At 72.7% G+C, this 17,991-nt stretch carries 12 protein-coding genes and 1 pseudogene; all 13 read right to left on the bottom strand.

Annotated elements, in window-relative coordinates:
- Positions 1–139: 139 nt before the first annotated feature.
- Positions 140–6,721: a type I polyketide synthase gene (locus tag NBZ83_RS18480; RefSeq protein WP_261575486.1), complete on the bottom strand. Its 6,582-nt coding sequence runs from the start codon at positions 6,719–6,721 to the stop codon at positions 140–142.
- Between the two features lie 43 nt (positions 6,722–6,764).
- Positions 6,765–7,367, bottom strand: a complete 603-nt coding sequence (locus NBZ83_RS18475) for an SGNH/GDSL hydrolase family protein (RefSeq protein WP_261567440.1) — start codon at positions 7,365–7,367, stop codon at positions 6,765–6,767.
- A gap of 47 nt (positions 7,368–7,414) precedes the next feature.
- On the bottom strand, positions 7,415–8,650 hold the full coding sequence (locus NBZ83_RS18470; RefSeq protein ID WP_261567439.1) for an NAD(P)/FAD-dependent oxidoreductase: 1,236 nt from the start codon (positions 8,648–8,650) through the stop codon (positions 7,415–7,417).
- Between the two features lie 150 nt (positions 8,651–8,800).
- Positions 8,801–10,561, bottom strand: coding sequence for an AMP-dependent synthetase/ligase (locus NBZ83_RS18465; protein WP_261567438.1), 1,761 nt, complete (start codon positions 10,559–10,561; stop codon positions 8,801–8,803).
- Between the two features lie 135 nt (positions 10,562–10,696).
- Entirely contained in the window at positions 10,697–11,416 is a 720-nt protein-coding gene (locus NBZ83_RS18460; RefSeq protein WP_308203808.1) for a LysR substrate-binding domain-containing protein, read from the bottom strand.
- A 48-nt stretch (positions 11,417–11,464) separates the two neighbouring features.
- Positions 11,465–11,638, bottom strand: a pseudogene (locus NBZ83_RS34610) (LysR family transcriptional regulator); the annotation flags it as partial.
- A gap of 147 nt (positions 11,639–11,785) precedes the next feature.
- Positions 11,786–13,066 carry a cytochrome P450 gene (locus tag NBZ83_RS18455; RefSeq protein WP_261567436.1) on the bottom strand — a complete coding sequence of 427 codons (1,281 nt, stop codon included), beginning with the start codon at positions 13,064–13,066 and terminating at the stop codon, positions 11,786–11,788.
- Positions 13,067–13,107: 41 nt separating this feature from the next.
- On the bottom strand, positions 13,108–14,043 hold the full coding sequence (locus tag NBZ83_RS18450; RefSeq protein ID WP_261575485.1) for an acyl-ACP desaturase: 936 nt from the start codon (positions 14,041–14,043) through the stop codon (positions 13,108–13,110).
- A gap of 35 nt (positions 14,044–14,078) precedes the next feature.
- On the bottom strand, positions 14,079–14,927 hold the full coding sequence (locus NBZ83_RS18445) for an SAM-dependent methyltransferase (RefSeq protein ID WP_261567434.1): 849 nt from the start codon (positions 14,925–14,927) through the stop codon (positions 14,079–14,081).
- Positions 14,924–15,181, bottom strand: a complete 258-nt coding sequence (locus NBZ83_RS18440) for an acyl carrier protein (RefSeq protein ID WP_261567433.1) — start codon at positions 15,179–15,181, stop codon at positions 14,924–14,926. Before NBZ83_RS18440 ends, NBZ83_RS18445 begins: the two co-directional genes overlap by 4 nt.
- Entirely contained in the window at positions 15,178–15,738 is a 561-nt protein-coding gene (locus NBZ83_RS18435) for a PaaI family thioesterase (protein ID WP_261567432.1), read from the bottom strand. The genes NBZ83_RS18440 and NBZ83_RS18435 overlap by 4 nt, the downstream gene beginning before the upstream one ends.
- On the bottom strand, positions 15,735–16,520 hold the full coding sequence (locus NBZ83_RS18430; RefSeq protein WP_261567431.1) for a ferritin-like domain-containing protein: 786 nt from the start codon (positions 16,518–16,520) through the stop codon (positions 15,735–15,737). Before NBZ83_RS18430 ends, NBZ83_RS18435 begins: the two co-directional genes overlap by 4 nt.
- 133 nt (positions 16,521–16,653) lie before the next feature.
- A partial coding sequence (locus tag NBZ83_RS18425) for an AMP-binding protein (protein WP_261575484.1) occupies positions 16,654–17,991 on the bottom strand: 1,338 nt, incomplete at its 5' end.

Here is a 17,991-nt window from a genome sequence, read left to right as displayed (position 1 = left end):
GGCGGGAAGGCGGGCGGCGGCGTCGGCGGCGGCGGCGGCGCGGACGGTTCGGCGGCGGGCGTCGACGCGGGGGCGGCGAAGGCCAGCGGGTCGAACGGTTCGCCGACGAAGTCGAGGCGCTCGGCCTGGTCGACCAAGGTCATGACGGGTCGTCCTCGTTCTCGCTCGGGATGTGGTCCGCGGTCGGGGTCTGCTGCCAGGCACGGACGGCTTCGGTGAACTTCGCCGCCATGCCGGCCGTGGCGGCGACCGTGACATCGGTGAACCGCACCAGGACGGTGCCGTCCGGGGCGCAGGCGGTCGCGGTCACGGTCGCCGTGCCGCCGCCGGCGTCGATGCGCGCCCGGTCCAGGACGAGGACGAAGGGCGCGGCGTCGGGCAGGGGATGGAAGTACTCGGCGCGGCCGATACCCAGCGGCAGGCAGGCCTGCCCGAGCAGCGCCTTGCCGAGCACCGGCGGTCCCTGCAGGAGCACGTCAGCGAGGACCGGGCTGTGCAGCGCCCCACCGAACGCGGCCCGCAGGTCGGCGTCGTCGTCAAGCTGGCATTCGAGGACCAGCCGGTCCGCGCCGCGAGCCAGCACCCGACGCATGCCCTGCAGCCGTGGGGCGTGGAACTGGGTGCCCTCGGTGTAGATGGCCAGGGCGTCGGGTGGGCCCTCCCCCAGCCGGTAGCCGGGCCAGCCGGGCAGCACGACAGCCGGCCGGGTCGCGGCGGCGTCGGCCGCCGCGAGCACGAACGTGGCCGCGTAGTGCGACACCGGCAGCCGGCCGGAACCGTCACTACGCACCGCGACGCGCACCAGCAGACCGTCCGCAGCCGCAGCCGGGACCGGGGAGTCGAGGAAGACCTGCGCGCTGTCGGGAAAGGCACCGTCGAAGACGATGCCTTTGTGCACCGCGAAGTCGCGGACCTCGACGACGCGCCGCCCCGGGTGGGATCGCTCCACATTGTTGATCATCCAGCCGAGGCCGAACGTCGCCGGGAGCACCCGATGCTCCCCGACCCGGTGGGCGGCGATCACGGGATGGTCGACGATCCAGGTGAGCGACCGGCGGGCACGCACGGCCGGCCCGCCGGCCGCAGCCGGATCCGCCAGGGAGCGGCCCGGCCCGACGAGCACACACACCTCGTCGGTGTGGTCGGGCCGGAACGCGTCGGCGAAGGCGCCGGCACCCGCGTCGGGGGCCAGCAGCTCCACGCCGCGCGCCCGGAACAGCTCCCGCAGGGCGGGGGTCACCATGCCGCCGTCCCAGGCACCCCAGTCGATCGCGGTGACATGCCAGTCGGGACGGTCATGCTTCATCGAGGCCGCCACCCGGCACAGGGCCTCGTTCGCGGCGGCGTAGTCGGCCTGGCCGGGGTTGCCGTACAGCCCGGCGACAGAGGTGAACAGGATCAGGTGACGCAGCGGGGCACCGTCGAGGGCGTCGAGCAACGCCCGCAGCCCGGTCAGCTTCGGGGCGAATACCCGGGCCACGTCCGCGGCGGACTTCGCGGGCAGCAGCGCGTCGGCGAGCACCCCCGCGCCGTGGACCACGCCGGTGACCTGCCCACGCAGGTCCCCGAGCGCGGCGCGCAGGGCGTCGGCGTCGGTGACGTCGACCGCGACGTACCGTGCCCGCGCACCCGCGGCCTCGACCGCCGCCAGCGTCTCGCGGATCTCCCGCTGGGCCAGCAGCCCCTGGTAGACGCCCTCGACCTCGCGCGGGGTGGGACGGGTGCCCGTGGTCCGCAGCTGGGCGATCACGGCCGCCTTGAGCTCTCCGACGGCGACTCCGACGGCCCAGCCGGGCTCGTCGGCCAGCGGCGAACGGCCCAGTAGCACGAAGCTGGCTGGGGCCCGTTCGGCGAGGGCCCGCACGCACAGCGCCGTGACGCCGCGGGCTCCACCGGAGACGACGAGGACGTCGTCCGCGCCGACCGTGACGGCGTCCGTGCCCCCGCCGGCAGCCGCGGCCTCGGCACCGCCGGGATCGGTACCGGCGGGATCGGCCGCAGCGAGCGGGTCGAACAGGCCGGGGACGACCGTCCGGCGCACCGAGGCGGCGTCGATGCCGACCTCGGGGGCGTCTCGGGCCACGTCGTGCAGTTCGGCGTCGAGCAGTGCGGCGACGGCATCGTCGGCGAGATCCGGTGCGACGTCGAGCGCCCGGCAGAACAGCTGCGGGGTCTCCGCGGCCAGCGTCTTCACGACGCCGCCGACCCCGCCGAGCAGGGCCGTCGCCGCCGCGGCCGGGCCCAGGTGGCCCAGCCCGCCGTCGATGCGGGTGAGGGTGACGAAGGCGGCGCGGGAACCGTCCGCGGCGCTCGCCGCGAGCGGCCCGTGGGCGTGCCGCGCGACCAGGACGGTCTCCGCGAGCACGGCCACAGAGTCCGCCCAGTCGGAACCCGGGGTCAGGACGGTCAGGGCGAGATCCACCCGGCCCTCAAAAGCCGTGGCCAGGGCCTTGTCCACCGCGTCGGACGTCGGCAGGGCCGGGCCGGCGGCGGCGCCGAGATCGGCCTCCCGCACGGTCCATCCCCGCTGGCGCAGGCCGTCGAGGACGGCGCTCGGGGTGCCCCGGTGGACGACGACGGCCACCGGGGAGTCGGCGTACGGGCGGTCGAGCCGGTCGACCGGGGGCAGGGTCACCAGTCGGATGGGCCGGCGCGGCGCCCGCGCCGGCTCACCGGCTTTTGGGTCGACACCACCTGCCTTCAGGCCATCGGCCGTGGCGGTCGATGCGGCCGAGCCGGGCGGTGCGGCGGAGACGGGCGGTGCGGCGGAGACGAAGTCGGCGATCTGATCCAACGTCCGCAGCTCCGCGAGCTGCTCCGGACCCACCGTCGGCGACTGCGGGAACCGCTCCCGCAACGCCCCCAACACCTGCACCCGCTTGATCGAGTCAACCCCGAGATCAGCCTCCAGATCCATCCCGGTATCGATCATGTCCGCGGCATAACCCGTCTTCTCCGCCACCACCTCGACCAACGCACCCCGCACCGCCTCCCGGTCCACCGCGCCTGCGGCAGCCGCCGGCGCAACCTGGACCGGCGCCGCGGCGGCGGCCGGAGCCTGCGCCGGGGTGGGAGCGGGCGCCGGGGCCGCGGCAGGAGCCTGGGCCGGAATCGTCACCGGGCTCGGTGCGGCAGTGGGGGCGGACAGGACGGGCAGGGGAGCGAGGATCTCGCGGCGCGCCGGTGCCTGGCCGAACGACGTCGGCAGAGACGGGCCGCGGCCTGCGCCCGCCAGCGGGGCGGTCGGGTCGAGCGTCGCCAGCTCCAGCTCGGCGAGCTGGGCCAGGACCTCGTTGGCCCGGCTGTGCGTCTGGCCGATCACCACGCTCTGGCTCGCGACGGTGGCGACGGCATCGGTGAAGCGCTCGTCGGCCTGACCGCGGCGCTGGTACTCCTGCAGCGCGCCGACGAGCCGGTTGGCCACGTCGAGCTGGCTCTCCAGGTAAACGGCGTGGAGGTTGACCTGCTGGGCGAGGATGTCGGCTCCGGTGGGCAACGCCACTCCCCCGTCGGTCGGGCCGGCCAGGCCGGGCTGCGCGTGGTGGGCGGCGGCCGGCTCGGACTGGTACCCGGAGCCGTTGCGGTCCACGCCGTGACCGTTCACGGTGGCGCCGTTGACGCCAGCCCCGGTCGCGGCGGAACCGTTGATGGCCGCGCCGTTGATGGCCGCGCCGTTCACAGCTGCACCGTTGGTGCCGGAACCGTTGACGGCGGTGCCGATCGACGCGGTCGCGTCGGCGGGGACGTACTGCACCGTGGTCACCTCGGTCGTGGTCTCGGCCCGGGGGGCGGGCACGGCGGCCGCGGTGATGATGCGGTAGCCGTCGGACAGAGCCGCGTCGTAGGCCGCCTTGCGCGACGCCGGGGTGTACTCGGGCGCCGACAGGGTGATCGTCGGACCCTTGGCGGGGATCGCCTCGAGCGACGCGGCCTGGTGCCGGTTGATGCCGGCGAGTTCGACGCCGAGCACGGCGAGCTGCACGGCCGCCTGCTTCAGGGCGACGTCGGAGTTGCCCAGCGGGCCCGCGTCGGTGGGGATCGCGACGACGTCGGCGTCGGGGAGGATCTGGCGGACGAGGCGGGTCAGCACCTGCTTCGGGCCGAACTCGACGAAGATGTCGCAGCCGGCGGCGTGGGCGGCGCGGACCGCGTCGACGAACTCGACCGGCTCGAGGAGCTGGCGGGCGAGCACGGCGGCATTGGCGGCGCTGTCCGCGCCGTAGGTCGCGCCGCGGGTGTTGGAGTAGACCGGCGCGACCGGCTCGCCGATCCCGACAATGTTCAGCGCCTCGGCGAAGCGGTCGACCGCGTGGGCGACGTAGCGGGTGTGGAAGGCGGCGGAGACCGGCAGCGGGCGGGCGTCGAGGCCCTCGTTGGCGCAGCGGCGCACGAAGGCGGCAACGGCCTCGCTCGGCCCGCCGACGACGACCTGCTCCGGGGCGTTGTGGTTGCAGATCACCAGGTCGGGGTGCTCGGTCAGCATCGCGGCGACCCGGTCGCGCGCCGCGGGCACCGCGGCCATGGTGCCGCGGTCGCCGGAATCGCCGGAGTCACCGGAGTCACCGGCGGGGGGCGCCATGGCCAGGCCGCGTTCGCGGGCGAGGCGGAAGTAGCCGGCGGCGTCGAGCGCCCCGGCGGCGTGCAGAGCGGTCAGCTCGCCGAAGCTGTGGCCCAGGTAGCCGGCGGGACGCAGGCCGAGCTCGCGCAGGTAGCGCAGCTGGCCGACGGACAGCGCGCCGATCGCCGGCTGGGCGTGTTCGGTGGCGCGCAGGGCGGTCTCCTGCGCCTGGCGCAGGTCCGCGGCGAACACCGGCGGCGGGAACACGATCGGCGCGAGGCGCCGCGCGGCGCCGTCGAACGCCGCGTTGGCCTCGTCGAAGGCGGCGCCGACCGGCGGGACGTTCACCGCGGCGTCCAGGCCCATGTCGAGGTACTGGCTGCCCTGCCCGGCGAACAGGCCGGCGACGGTGGCGCCCGGGCGGGCGGCGCGGCGGAAGTGGATGCCGCGCGGATGCGACCATTCGGCCGCGTCCGGGGACCGGCCGAGCTGGGAGATCGCCAGCTCGCGCAGCTCGTCGACGGCGTCGTCGTCAGCGTCCGCGGCGGTGACGAAGCCGACCCGGGCCGCGTCGGCGGGGATGGGGCCGTCGCCGCTCGGCGCGCTGGAGCGCAGCAGTTCCACCAGTGCGGAGACGTCCGGGGCGTGCCACAGGTGCGCGCGGGCGGTGCGGTGCAACGCGCGCACGGCTGACCGGTCGCCCGAGTGTTCCTCGAGGACGACGTGGAAGTTCGTCCCGCCGAAACCCATCGCGGACGCGGCGGCCCGGCGCACGGGCCGGTGCGGGTCGCGGATCCACGGCCGGTTCGCGACGTTGACGTAGAAGGGGGCGTCGGTGAAGTCGACGGCGCTGTTCGGCCGCTCGACGTTGATCGTCGGCGGCAGCACCTTGTGGTAGAGGCCGAGGGCGAGCTTCATCAGGCTGGCGGTGCCGGCGGCGCCCTTGGTGTGGCCGATCTGGGACTTCACGCTGCCCAGCGCCGCGTAGTTGCGTTCGTCGCCGGCGTCGCGCAGCAGGCCGCCGAGCGCCGTCAGCTCGGTGCGGTCGCCGACGGCCGTGCCGGTGGCGTGGGCCTCGAACAGCTCCACCGACGCCGGGGAACAGTCGGCGTCGTGGTAGGCGCGGTCGAGCGCCACCCGCTGGCCCTCGGCCCGGGGGGCGTAGATGCTCTTGGAGCGGCCGTCGCTGGACGAGCCGATCCCGCGGATGACCGCGTAGATGCGGTTGCCGTCGCGCCGGGCGTCGGCGAGGCGGCGCAGCGCCAGCATGCCGATGCCCTCGCCGAGCAGGGTGCCGTCGGCGTCGTCGGAGAAGGGGCTGATCGTGCCGCTCCTGGACAGTGCCTGCACCTTGGAGAAGCACATGTAGATGAAGATCGTGTTCTCGGTGTCGACACCACCGGTGATCATGGTGTCGGCGCGGCCGTCGACCAGCTCCGCCACGGCGAGGCGGACCGCGGACAGCGACGCCGCGCAGGCCGCGTCGACCGTCGTGTTCATCCCACCGAGGCCGAGCCGGTTGGCGACCCGGCCGGCCACCACGTTCGCGAGCAGGCCGGGAAAGGAGTTCTCCTCCCAGGGCGCGAACGCCTCGACGTACTTGTGGCTGATCGCGTCGGCGTCGGCCTCGCTCAGCCCACAGCTGCGCACCGCCTCGCGCAGCACCGGCGTCGACAGCCGGGCCGCCAGCGGATGCATGAGCGGGACCGGGCCGGTGGTGCCGAGCACGACGCCAGTGCGCCCGGAGTCGTACCAGTCGGCGTCGGCCCCCTCGGCGTCGCGGGCGCCCGCGTCGCGCAGCAGATCGCGGGCGACCCCGAGGCTCAGGGTCTGCATCGTGCTGGTGACCTCGAGCTGGTTCGGCGGCATGCCGAACTCCAGCGGGCTGAACTCGACGTCCGGGATGAAGGCGCCGCGCCGCGAGTAGGTCTTGTCCGGGGAGGTGGGGTCGCTGTCGTAGTAGTCGTCCAGGTTCCACCGCGAGGGCGGCACCTCCGTCGTGCAGTCCACACCGTCGACGACGTTCTGCCAGTACTCGCGGTGGTTGCGGGCCATCGGGAACAGGCCCGACATGCCCACAATCGCGATCGGGGTCCGGGCGAGCCGGCGGGCGTCGAAACCGTCGGGTTCGGTCGGGCTCGGGGGGAGCGCTGGCTGGGTCACGATCTTCCCTTCTCTGCCGGACGACGCCGGCGGGCGGTGCGGCTCAGGCGGCGGTCAGCCAGGACGCGCGCTCGACGAGGTCCGCCATCTGCTCGGCGAACAGGCGGTGGCCCTCGGCGTTGGGATGCAGGCCGTCGGGGCTCCACAGCCGCCGCCCGGCCCAGTCCTCGCGGGCGGCGATGTCCAGGTGCAGCGTTCCGGTCGCGTCGCACACCTCCCGCAGCACGGTGTTCGCGAACGTGAACCGCGCGCGCAGCAGGCCGCGGAACTCCTCCGGCAGCGGCAGGTTGGCGGGGATGTCGGGGTAGCTGGCGGTGAACACCGTGGTGTCCAGGCCGGCCAGCGACCGGAAGATCGTGTCGATGTTGCGGGCGAACCGGTCGGGGTCGTAGTCCGCGACGAGGTCGTTGACGCCGACCACCACGCCGATCAGCGGCGACTTGCGTGCCAGGGCGGGGCGCAGCTGCTGGTCGACGACCTGCTGCGTGGTCGTCTGGTAGGCGCCGAGGTTGCGGACCTCGCGGGTGGCGACGCCCATCCGCCGGGCAAATCGGCTGGCCCAGCCGATGTAGGAACCGTCGGCGGCGACGTCACCGCGGCCCTCGACGAAGCTGTCGCCGAGGGCCGTGAACCTGACTGCGGGCATCTGCGGGCCTTTCCCTTTCGTGGCGGTCGGCGGCGCGAAGGCGGCGCTCAGGAACGGGTGAGAATCCTCCGGTCGGCCGGGAAGTCGACGTCGGCGTACAGCCGCTCGAGGTTCCTCGGGGCGAAGAACTCCTCGCCGGGAATGCCGCCGGCGATGAGGCCGAAGAATTTCGTCGTGTACTCCGGGCTCATGCTGGTGGCCCGGAACACCGAGTCGTAGTAGGGGGTGAGGCTGAGTTCCGCGAGGCTGCAGGTGAGTTCGAAGGTGCCGTTGCTCTCGGCGTCACGGATCTTCGTGTACTCGTCGACCGCCTCGTCGATCGGGCGATTTCCGGAAAGACCCTCGTGCAGCTTTTCGGCGAGCACCTCGGTGTACTTCAACGCGTCGGTGATGCCCCAGCCGGTGAACGGGTCCTTGTGGTATCCGGCGTCGCCGACCAGGGCCCAGCCGGGGCCGGCGGAACGGCGGTAGAAGTTGTCCGGATAGGCCATGGCGCGGAAGTTCTCCGCTCGCTTTCCGTTCGCGCGCAGGTCTTCACCGAGTTCGGGCACGACCTGGTCGATGATCTCGTGGAAGCTGCCCTCGACGTCCGCCCGGAACTCACGCATCCGCTCCTTGCGACGCATGACCGCGACGAGGTGCTGGTCGTTGTGCGTCGGCCACGCGCCGAGCTGCTGCTGGCCGAAGCCGGTGCGGTGGTGGAACGGCCAGTCCAGCCCGTCGTAGTACGAGTAGTAGACGAAGCACGACGCGGGGACCGACCGGTAGATCTCGGCCCCGACCAGGCCCGCCACGGTCGAGTTGCGGCCGTCGGCGCCGACGACGAACCGGGCGGTGAACTCGCGCTCCGGGCCGTCGCCGACACGCCCGCGCACGCCGGCGGCGCGCCCCTCGGCGAAGACCACTTCGGTGACGGTGAACCCCTCGAGGACCTCGGCGCCGGCCCCTCGCGCCTCGTCGACGAGGATCTCGTCGAGGATCGTCCGGCGCGGGGAGTAAGCCTCGGTGATTCCGTCGATCGGGTCCGCGAAACCCTCGAGGAAGATGTCGGTGTAGGAGAAGGTCAGATGGCGCATCGGCGGCGGACTGGTGGCGACGAGTCGGTCAAGAACACCCCAGTCCTTGAGTCGGGACAGGCCGGCCTGGTGAATGTAGTGCGTCGAGACGGTGTCACTCGGAAAAGTCGCCCTGTCCACCACGAGTACCTTGTGCCCCTGCCGCGCGAGCAGCATCGCCAAGGGCGATCCGGCGCAGCGCGCACCCACCACGATGACGTCGTACATGACATTGTCCTCCCGTTGTATGCCGGCGGCGGCCGGCAGCGCAGCGTTCGGGCCGGCTACTTTGTCATGGTGCTGATAGGGCTGAACTTCGGTCAATCCTCCGGCCGACATATCATCGGCCGATAAGGCGGGTCAATCGAGTGGTGCACATCACTGGTAAATAAATGCGATCGCCTCGGTGAAATCCCGTTCGATGATCGCGCGACGAAGCTTCATGGACGGCGTGAGATGTCCGTTTTCGACCGTGAAGTCGGTGTCCAGCACGCGGAACTTCCGGATCGACTCGGCGCGCGAGACGAGGCTGTTGGCGTCGTCCACGGCGAGCTGCAGCTCGGCGAGTAGTCGAGGGTGCTCACGCCAGTCGTCCGCCCCGTCGGCGGCCCCGTCGGCGGCCCCGCCGAGGGCCCCGTCGAGACCGACACCGTTCGCCGCGGCCCAGCCGGCGAGGGTGGCCCGGTCCAGGGTGATCAGGGCGGCGACGAACGAGCGGGCCTCCCCGACGACCATGCAGTTGCTGACCAGCGGGTGCAGCCGCACCCGGTCCTCCAGCGGCGTCGGCGCGACGTTCTTGCCGCCGTTGGTCACCAGGATCTCCTTGCGGCGCCCGGTGATGACCAGGTAGCCGTCGGGGTCGAGGTGACCGATGTCGCCGGTGTGCAGCCAGCGATCCTCGCCGGGACCGGTGGCGTCGCGGCCGACGGCGCGTTCGCCGGCCGACCAGTAGCCGGGCGAGACGTTGGCGCCCTGGACGAGCACCTCCCCGTCGTCAGCGATCGCGACCGTCGTCCCGGGAATCGGCCGTCCCACGGTCGCCCGCCGGTTGGTCGCCAGGGCGTTCACCGTGACCGCCGTGGCGGCCTCGGTCAGGCCGTAGCAGTTCAGCACCTCGACGCCGGCGCTGGCGAAGAACGCCGCGGTCGTGTCGTCGAGCGAGGCACCGCCGCAGATCACCTGGGTCAGCCGATCGCCGAACACCGCGGCGATCTCGTCGTCCGGCAGCTCGCGCACCCGCTTGCGGATCTTCTCCAGCGCGTAGGGCACGAGGGCCAGGAACGTCGGGCGGATCGCCGCCATCGCGGGCAGCAGCTCGGGTATCCCGGGAAGCAGGACCGTGCGCGTCCCGGCATACAGGCAGGCGAACAGCATCGTCTGCCCGAACACGTGCGACAGCGGCAGGCACAGCGCCGTGGTGGCCTGCGCGCCGTCCTCGGCGGTGCGAAACAGTGCGCCGGTCTGCTCGACCGTACCGGCCGAGGAGGCGAACATGTTGCGGTGGGTGAGCATGCACCCCTTCGGCAGGCCCGTCGTGCCACTGGTGTAAATGATCATGGCCAGGTCGTCGGCACGGACCTTGCCGGCGCGCTGGGCGAACTCCTCGTCGAACGCCGCCCGCCGCGCGCCGACGTCGACGCTGGTGTCGGTCGAGCCCGCCGCCGCGGCGGCCACCCAGGCGTCGACCTGTCCCAGCGGCCACGCCGGCCGGCGCAGCCCGTCCGCGCCGGCCTCGCCGACCTGCCGGACCTGCTCGTCGGTCTCGGCGAACGCCCAGGCGGCGCCGGAGTCGGTCAGCACGTGGCGGACCTGCACCTGCGACGCCGTCGGGTACACCGGGACGATCACCGCGCCGATGCCGAGGGCGGCGACGTTCAGCAGCGCCCAGGGATAGCCGGTGCGCCCCATGACCGCGACCCGGTCACCGTGCCCGACCCCGACGGCGAGCAGCTCGGCCGCCACCGTCCGGGCCTGCTCGGCGAACTCACCGCTGCTGATCTCGCGGATCGCTTCGCCGGGAAGGTCGGTGCGGCCCAGCAGCGGCCGCTCGGGGTGCGCCCGGGCGCGGCCTTCGACCACGGACCAGATCCCCTGGTCGTCCGCCAGCACGGGACCGCCGGCCGAGGTGGATTTCTGCACGTGTCATCACCTTTCCGCGTGGCGCGGACGCAGCCATCCGCACTCCTGAAGTGCGTTTCCGCTTTCCACGCCCGAGTCTCGGATTATTCCGAGAACGCGGCAAGGCCCTTTCCCTGAATGAGCGGTCGGCCTTTCCTATCGCCTCGCCCTTGATTCGACCCGGCCGTATGCTGGAACCTGGAACGGCCGGGCCGCCTCGATACAGTCGACGAAGATATCCACCAGTGGCGCCGAATTCGCCGCCCGCCACACCACGTAGAGGTCCAGGGTGGGCACCGGGTCGTAGAGCTGGACGGCGGCTGGCCGCGGGCCCCCGACCGCGGAGCCGATGTTCAACCCACGCGACACCGAGGCGAACCCGACCAGCGGTTTCACCGAGACGACGATCGCGGTTGCGCTCGGGTCGTCCACCTCGTGGGCGACCGACAGGGTGATGCCGCAGGTCTCGGCGGCCGCCTGGATCGCGTCGTACATCGCCGGGCTCTTCTCCCGGGCGAACAGAACGCACTGCTGGCGGGCGAGTTCCCCGAAGGGAATGCCACCGCGCCCCGCCCACGTGTGCCCGTGGCCGACGACCGCGACGAGAGGCACCCGGAAAAGTCGCCGGGAGCGGAAGTCGGGCGAGGCCGGCCGACCGTAGACGATCGCGACGTCGAGGTCACCGGCGGCCAGCGCGGAAAGCTGCGGACCGGTGCGCTGTTCCACCAGCGTGACGGAAACGTCGGGATATTCGGCGGACATCTTCGTCAGCGCCGCCGGCACGACGTGCTGGCCGCCGGGGAAGTTGTACCCGACGCTCACCACCCCGGTCCGGCCGGCCGCGACCTCTCGGGCGGTGTGGGTAGCCTTGTGCATCTGTGAGATGATGGCTCGCGCCTCGGCTTCGAAGGCTTTTCCGGCCGCGGTGAGCCGGACATCGTGTGATGTCCGGGCCACCAGCTCGACACCGAGACCTCGTTCCAGTCGTTGTAGTTGTTGACTCAGGGATGGCTGCGAAAGATGTAGTCGAGCGGCAGCGCGGCCGAAATGCAGCTCGTCCGCGATAGCAAGGAATGACACCAGGTGCCGCAACTCCATTGCCACCTCCACAGGGGCGTCGAGCGCAAGCGTAACGGTGCCAGATAACCCCTGGTGAACCGCATGTTCCCGCAGCGCGTCACCGGAGTGTCGGGCACCTGCCGACGGGCGTGAGCCCCACCACACCAGGCCGGCGGGCGCCGGCGGTCAACCGGCGATTTGCACCGGCAGTTCGGCGATGCCACGCACGATGAGGTTGGGTCGGTAGGGCGGCGGGTCGACCAGCGGCGTCAGCCGGGGCGCGCGCCGTGCCACCGTCCGCAGCAGCAGTTCCGTCTCCAGGCGGACCATCGGCGCGCCGATGCAGTAATGGTGGCCGCGGCCGAACCCGAGATGGCGGGGCACCGGGCCGCCGCCCGCGTACCGGGCAAGGTCGAGCCGTTCGGGGTCGGCGTAGCAGGCGGCGTCACGGTTCGCCGACGCGAGCAGGATGATCACCCCGTCGCCCGCGGCGAACGTCTCGCCGAGCACCTCGACGTCGCGGGTCGCGACCCGGGTGGTGAGGTGCGACGGGGTGCAGTAGCGCATCAGCTCGTCGACGGCGGGCGCGGCCAGGTCCGGGTTCGCCCGCAGCGCCGCGTACTGGTCGGGGTTGCGCATCAGCATCAGGAACGTGCTGGAGAGCAGGCTGACGGTGGTCTCGTGCCCGGCGACGAGCAGCACCACCAGGGTCGCGAGCATCTCGTCGCTCGTCAGCCGATCGCCCTCGGCCTCCGCCAGGGCCAGCGCGCTGACGAGGTCGTCGGCCGGGTCGGCGCGACGGCGCGCGACGAGATCGGTGAAGTACTCCCGGAACGCCGCGGCCGAGCTGCGCCGATGGTCGATCTCGGCCTGGGACAGCAGAGTGTCGGGGTCCAGGCCGCGGGCGAGCCCGAAGGACATCGACCGCACCGCCGCGTGGTCGGACGCCGGCACGCCCATCAGCTCGGCGATGATCGTCAGCGGCAGCGGGTAGGCGATCGCCTCGACCAGGTCGACCTCGCCCGCGGCGATCGCCGCGTCGACAAGCCCGTCCGCGAGCTCGGTGACCCGCGCGCGCAGCCCCTCGATCCGCCGCGCGCTGAACGCCTTGCCGACGAGCCGGCGGATCCGGGTGTGATCCGGCGGCTCCATCCACAGAAACGACGTCGGCAGGTCGGAGCCGTCGCTGTCGGGATGCATGATCTCGCCTTCCTCGGCGTGGCTCCACGCCGAGTCCTGCAGGATCGCCTCGACTGCCCGGTACCGGGTCACCAGCCGCAGGCCCAGCGGGCCGGACACGAACGGACCGGCCTCGCGCAGGACCTGATAGTTGGGGAAGGTGTCGTGATTCCAGGCGGGGTCGAAGATGTTCAGCGCCGCCTGGTCGACCGTGAGATCCGCCGGCGGGGTCAGGGCCGGCGCGGTGCCGGCGGACAGGACGGGAGACGTGTCGATACCGATGTCCACGGCGGGCTCCTGGAGTGGGGACGGGCAGTCGGGTGCCGCGGCTACCGCGGCGTGGGAGTCGGGTCCGTCGCGCGGCAGGCGCGCACGAAACCGGCCAGTTCGTCGACGCGGTCGGACGGCGCGTCGACGGCCCGGCGCACGACCCGGACGAGATGCTCGTAGGCCTCGGTGTGGTCGTAGTGGGCGGTGTCGGCGATCCGCAGCGCCCAGCGCCAGTAGCCGCGCAGCGTGTCGGCCAGCGGCATCCGGAACTGCGCCACCGCCTCGCGGATCGGCTCGACGACCGCGTCGCCGTAGTGGCGCAGGTAGAGGTCGACCATGTCGGCCATGAAGGTGAAGTGGCGGGCCTCGTCGCGGCTCAGGCGGCCCAGGACCTCGGCGAGCACCGGGTCGCCGACGACCGCCCGCAGGTTCTGGTAGTAGATCTGGGTCGCCTTCTCCTGCACGAGGGTGTAGGCGAACAGCGCGGCCGGGTGCTCGTGCGGCAGGGCGAACTGCTTGCGCCCCTCCTCGGCGAGTTCGCGGCGCAGCGCCGCCGGCTGTGCGAGGCCCGACGCCACCTGGTAGCGGAACAGGGCGCGGGCGTGGCTGTCCTCCTCCTGGGCCCAGCGCACGGTGAAGTGGTAGATCTCGCGGTTGAGCAGGAACGTCTCCACGTCGACGTCGCTGTCGAGCGGGAACCGGCTGCCGTAGAGGGCGAAGTAGCCGGGCAGGTGATCCTCGATGAACGTGATGAACCGGACGGCGGACCGCTGGCCCTCGGTGAGCCGGTCGGCGTCGGCCGCCGCCCAGTCGAAACCGGTCTCGACGTCCCACCGGCGGGTCACCGGGGAGGCGGTCATGAAGGCGGTGACCGCCCGGTCGACGTCCTCGGCAGGCAGTCCGACCGACCGGGCGGGGATCAGCCGGCGTCCCGAGGTCACGGGCTCGCGGGGTTGCGCGGGGGCCGTCAGGTGCGGGCCGGTCGTGGCTGTCATCTGTCCTCCTGGACGGACGTCGGCGCGGGCGCCGGTCAGCGGGCGTTGCGGCAGACCAGCGCGTAGTGCTTGGTCGTGAAGCCCCAGCCCGCGTTCGCGACCTCCAGGTAGCGGGTGAGTTCCGCCGACGTGCCCGGGCGCAGCTCGTCGATCGCGGCCGCGCCGACGGCGACGCGTGCCAGCCAGTCGTCGATGGTGCGGCGGTAGTCGTCGGTGAGGTCGTCGACGCTCGTCACCGAGAAGCCGGCGTCCTCGACCGCGCGCACCAGCTCCGACAGCGGCCGCATGTCGCCCCAGCCGAAGATCGAGTTTCGCACGAACTCGGTGCCGGCGCGGCGGTCGAACTCGTCGCGGGCCGCGGTGTTGCGAAAGCAGCTCTCCGAGACGTAGAAGTGGCCGCCGCGGCGCAGCATGGACCGGGCGCGGCGCACCGCCCCGTCGACGTCGGGCATGTGGACGATCGAGCCGAGCATGGTGACCGCGTCGAACGAGCGTGCCGGGAGCTCGACATCGGCGAACTTCCCGACGCGGGTGGAGACGAGGTCGGTCAGGCCGAGTTCGGCGGCGCGGGCGGCGATGAACTCGTGCTGGCGCCCGGCCGGGCTGACCCCGGTCACCTCGGCGCGGTACTCCCGCGCCATGAACAGAATCAGCGACCCCCAGCCGCAGCCGACGTCGAGCAGCCGCTGCCCGGGGGCCAGCCGCAGCCGGTCGGCGACGAAGTGCAGCTTGGCGACCTGCGCCTCGGCGAGGGTGAGCCCGGGGCGCCGGTAGAGCCCGGAGGAGTACTTGCGCAGCGGGTCGAGGAACAGCCCGAAGATCTCCGGGTCGAGGTCGTAATGCTGGTTGGTCTCCCCCGGTCGCGGGTCCGTGACGGTGGTCATGCCGCCTTCACCTGCAGTGCCTCGCGGACGACGGCGGCGAGCTGCTCGACGGAGGAGACGGTGAAGACGTCGGAGTCGTCGAGCTCGATGTCCCAGGTCTGCTCGGCCCTGGCGACGACCCGCAGCAGCCGGACGGAGTCGGCGCCCTCGACGGCACGCAGGTCGGTGTCGGCGGCGAGGGACTCGGCGGGCACGGCGAGCTCCCGGGCGACGATCTCGGTGATCTGCCGGAGAATGTCGGCGTCGGTGGTCACAGGGTCTCCTCAACGGGGACGGGGCCGTCCGCGGTGGTGGACAGCGCCGGGGTGGTGGACAGCGCCTGGTGGAGTCGGTCGGCGTCGGGGTTGGTCAGGGTGATGCGGTCCCGGGCGGTGCCGAAGGGGACGTTGCGGTAGGTCGCGGACGCGGTGGCGACCGGGATGCCGTCGGCGTCGACGATCTCCGCGGTGGCGCCGACCAGGGGCGAGCCACCGGCCCCGGCGGCGCTGCCGGCGCTGAGGCGGGCCACGCACGTGTAGCTGCGCCCGGTGGCGACCGGGGCGAGGTAACGCATCCGCATGCTGACGGTGAAGGCCACCAGCCCGGTACGCACGACGATGAGGTTGCCCATCGTCTCGTCGCAGACGACGCCGAGCAGCCCGCCGTGGACGACCCCCGGATACGACTCGTAGCTGCGGCCGAGGTCGAAGGTGGTCTGCAGGCCGTCGGGATGCTCGTCGAACTCCAGCGCGAGGCCGTGGGAGTTGTGCGGCGAGCAGCCGAAGCAGCGGTAGTCCGCCAGGACCGCCCAGGGCAGCTCCGGCGCGGTCACGCCAGCGCCTCGGCGAGGCGGCGGCGGACACGGCCGTTGGTGGAAAGGTCCAGCCCGGTGAGCGCGGCGAAGGCGCGGCGGATGTTGTCCTGGAGGCGGTCGAGCTCGCCCTCGGTGGCGATGCCCGCGAGGAACATGTCGAACGCGGTGTCGATGGTCTCGTGGTTCGCGACCTCGGCCAACCCGGACTTGAACACCCCGACCGGATGCTTGATCCGGGCCTCGGAGGTGTACACGTACAGCGTCTCCAGCACCGAGGGCAGCTCGCCGGGGTGCGCCGCGAGGCGGCGGCGCGCGTAGTGCAGGAACTCCCGGGCGTGGCCGGCCTCGTCCCGGCTGGCGCGCGCCATCAGCGAGCGCAGGACCGGCTCCTCGACCCAGGCGGCCACGGACCGGTAGACGTGGTTCACCGTCAGCTCGGAGATGATGTTCGTGGCGAGTGTGGCGCTCGGCGTGGTGCCGGGCGCGTAGGGCGCGCGCATCGCCTGGACGGGGGCGGTGGGCATCGCCACGCCGACCGCGTCCAGCCAGGTCCGGAACGCGAAGTGGTGTTGCAGTTCCTCGTAGCCCCAGACGGCGACGAAGGTCGAGAAGTCGTAGTCGTCGAACTCGTTGAGGAAGCCGTGCTGGGCGGCGATCGAGTTGGCCTCCCCCATCACCGAGCTCTTGACCATCGTCACGTACTCAGGCCGCACGAGGTCGCGGTCGATGTCGTCGAACGGCAGATCGGCGAGGGTCCAGCGTTTCTGCTCGTAGTGGCGGAAGACGTCGTAGCCGTGCATGTCGGGCCTGCCTCCGTCGGGATCGCTGGCGCCGTCCGGTTCGGGGCGACGGTCGGTTCGGGATGACGGTCGGTTCGGGATGACGGTCGGTTCGGGATGACGGTCGGGCCGGGATGACGGTCGGGCCGGGCGGCTACCGGGGTTGCGAGCGGGCGAGGTCACGGGCCTCGACCCGGCGGAACTTCCCGCTCGAGGTCCGCGGGAGGGCGTCTGGGGCGACCAGGCGTACCGACACCTCGGCGAGCCCGAGCGCGGATCCGACGGCGACCCGCAGGTCGGCGGCCAGCCGAACCCGGTCGGCGGCGCCGTCCAGGGCCGTTTCGGCGATCATGGTCAGCGACTCGGCTCCGGCGTCGTCGACGTCGGCGACGGCGACGCACCGGCGCCGGTGCACCCCCGGGGCGTCACGGACGAGGGCCTCGGCGTCCTCGGGGTAGTAGTTCACCCCACGGACGATGATCATCTCCTTGCGTCGGCCGCTCACGTGGAGCTCGCCGGCGGCGAGGAAGCCGAGATCGCCGGTCGGCAGCCACCGCTCGCCCGACGGGTCGGCGGCGGGCGCCGTGGGCGCCGTGGGCGAACCGCCGGCGGTCAGGTAGCCGGCGGTGACCGCGTCGCCGGAGATCTCGATCTCCCCGACGGTCCCGTCGGCGACGGCGCGGCGCTGGCCGTCGACGACCCGCAGCCGCATCCCCCGCACCGGCCGCCCGACGCCGACCAGGCCGCGAGCCCCCGGATCGCCCGCGGGCGCCGGCACCGCGACGCCGTCGCGGGCCAACCGGTCGCGGTCGACCCACGTCGTCACCGGCGGCCGGCCCAGCGGCGGGAAGGTGACGGCGAGGGTCGCCTCGGCCATCCCGTAGACGGGGAACATCGCCTCGGGGGCGAACCCGGCCGGGGCGAAACGCGCACCGAAGCGTTGCACCGTGAGCGGGCTGACCGGCTCCGCGCCGTTGAGCGCCACCCGCCAGCGGCGCAGGTCCAGCCCCTCGGCCTCGGCCGGGCCGACCGCCTCGAGCAGGGCGTCGTAGCCGAAGTTCGGCGAGGGGAGGATGGAGCAGCCGAGCGCGGCGAACGAACGCAGCCACGACGCCGGATCCTTGATAAACGTCGACGGCGACCAGATCGTCATCGGCACCGCGGTGAGGATCGCGCTCAACGCGCCGAACAGGCCCATGTCGTGGTAGAGCGGCAGCCAGGTGGCGCCGTGGTCGCCGTCGGCCAGCCCGATGCCGTCGGCGATGGCCGCGGTGCCGTGCACGACGTTGCGGTGGGTCAGCACCACGCCCTTGGGCACGGCGGTGCTGCCCGAGGTGAACTGGACGATGGCCAGATCGGACGGCGACACGACGGGCAGCGCCACACCGTCGCGGGCCGACCGGGCGAGCCCGGCGACACCGTCGAACCGCAGCGCGGGCAGCACCGGCGCGAGCCGGCGGGTGAGACCGTCGGCCCCCGCCCCGACCAGCAC

It is taken from the genome of Frankia gtarii, assembly GCF_025403375.1.
GTDB classification, from domain to species: domain Bacteria; phylum Actinomycetota; class Actinomycetes; order Frankiales; family Frankiaceae; genus Frankia; species Frankia gtarii.
Note: the sequence above shows the minus strand (reverse complement) of the source record. Positions and strands in the feature narration are given on the sequence as shown.

Excerpts from the sequence above, each read along its gene's own strand:
- NBZ83_RS18445 (WP_261567434.1), bottom strand. The coding sequence starts at position 14,927 with ATGACCACCGTCACGGACCCGCGACCGGGGGAGACCAACCAGCATTAC.
- NBZ83_RS18460 (WP_308203808.1), bottom strand. The coding sequence starts at position 11,416 with ATGCACAAGGCTACCCACACCGCCCGAGAGGTCGCGGCCGGCCGGACC.
- NBZ83_RS18450 (WP_261575485.1), bottom strand. The coding sequence starts at position 14,043 with ATGACAGCCACGACCGGCCCGCACCTGACGGCCCCCGCGCAACCCCGC.
- NBZ83_RS18475 (WP_261567440.1), bottom strand. The coding sequence starts at position 7,367 with ATGCCCGCAGTCAGGTTCACGGCCCTCGGCGACAGCTTCGTCGAGGGC.
- NBZ83_RS18470 (WP_261567439.1), bottom strand. The coding sequence starts at position 8,650 with ATGTACGACGTCATCGTGGTGGGTGCGCGCTGCGCCGGATCGCCCTTG.
- NBZ83_RS18430 (WP_261567431.1), bottom strand. The coding sequence starts at position 16,520 with ATGCACGGCTACGACGTCTTCCGCCACTACGAGCAGAAACGCTGGACC.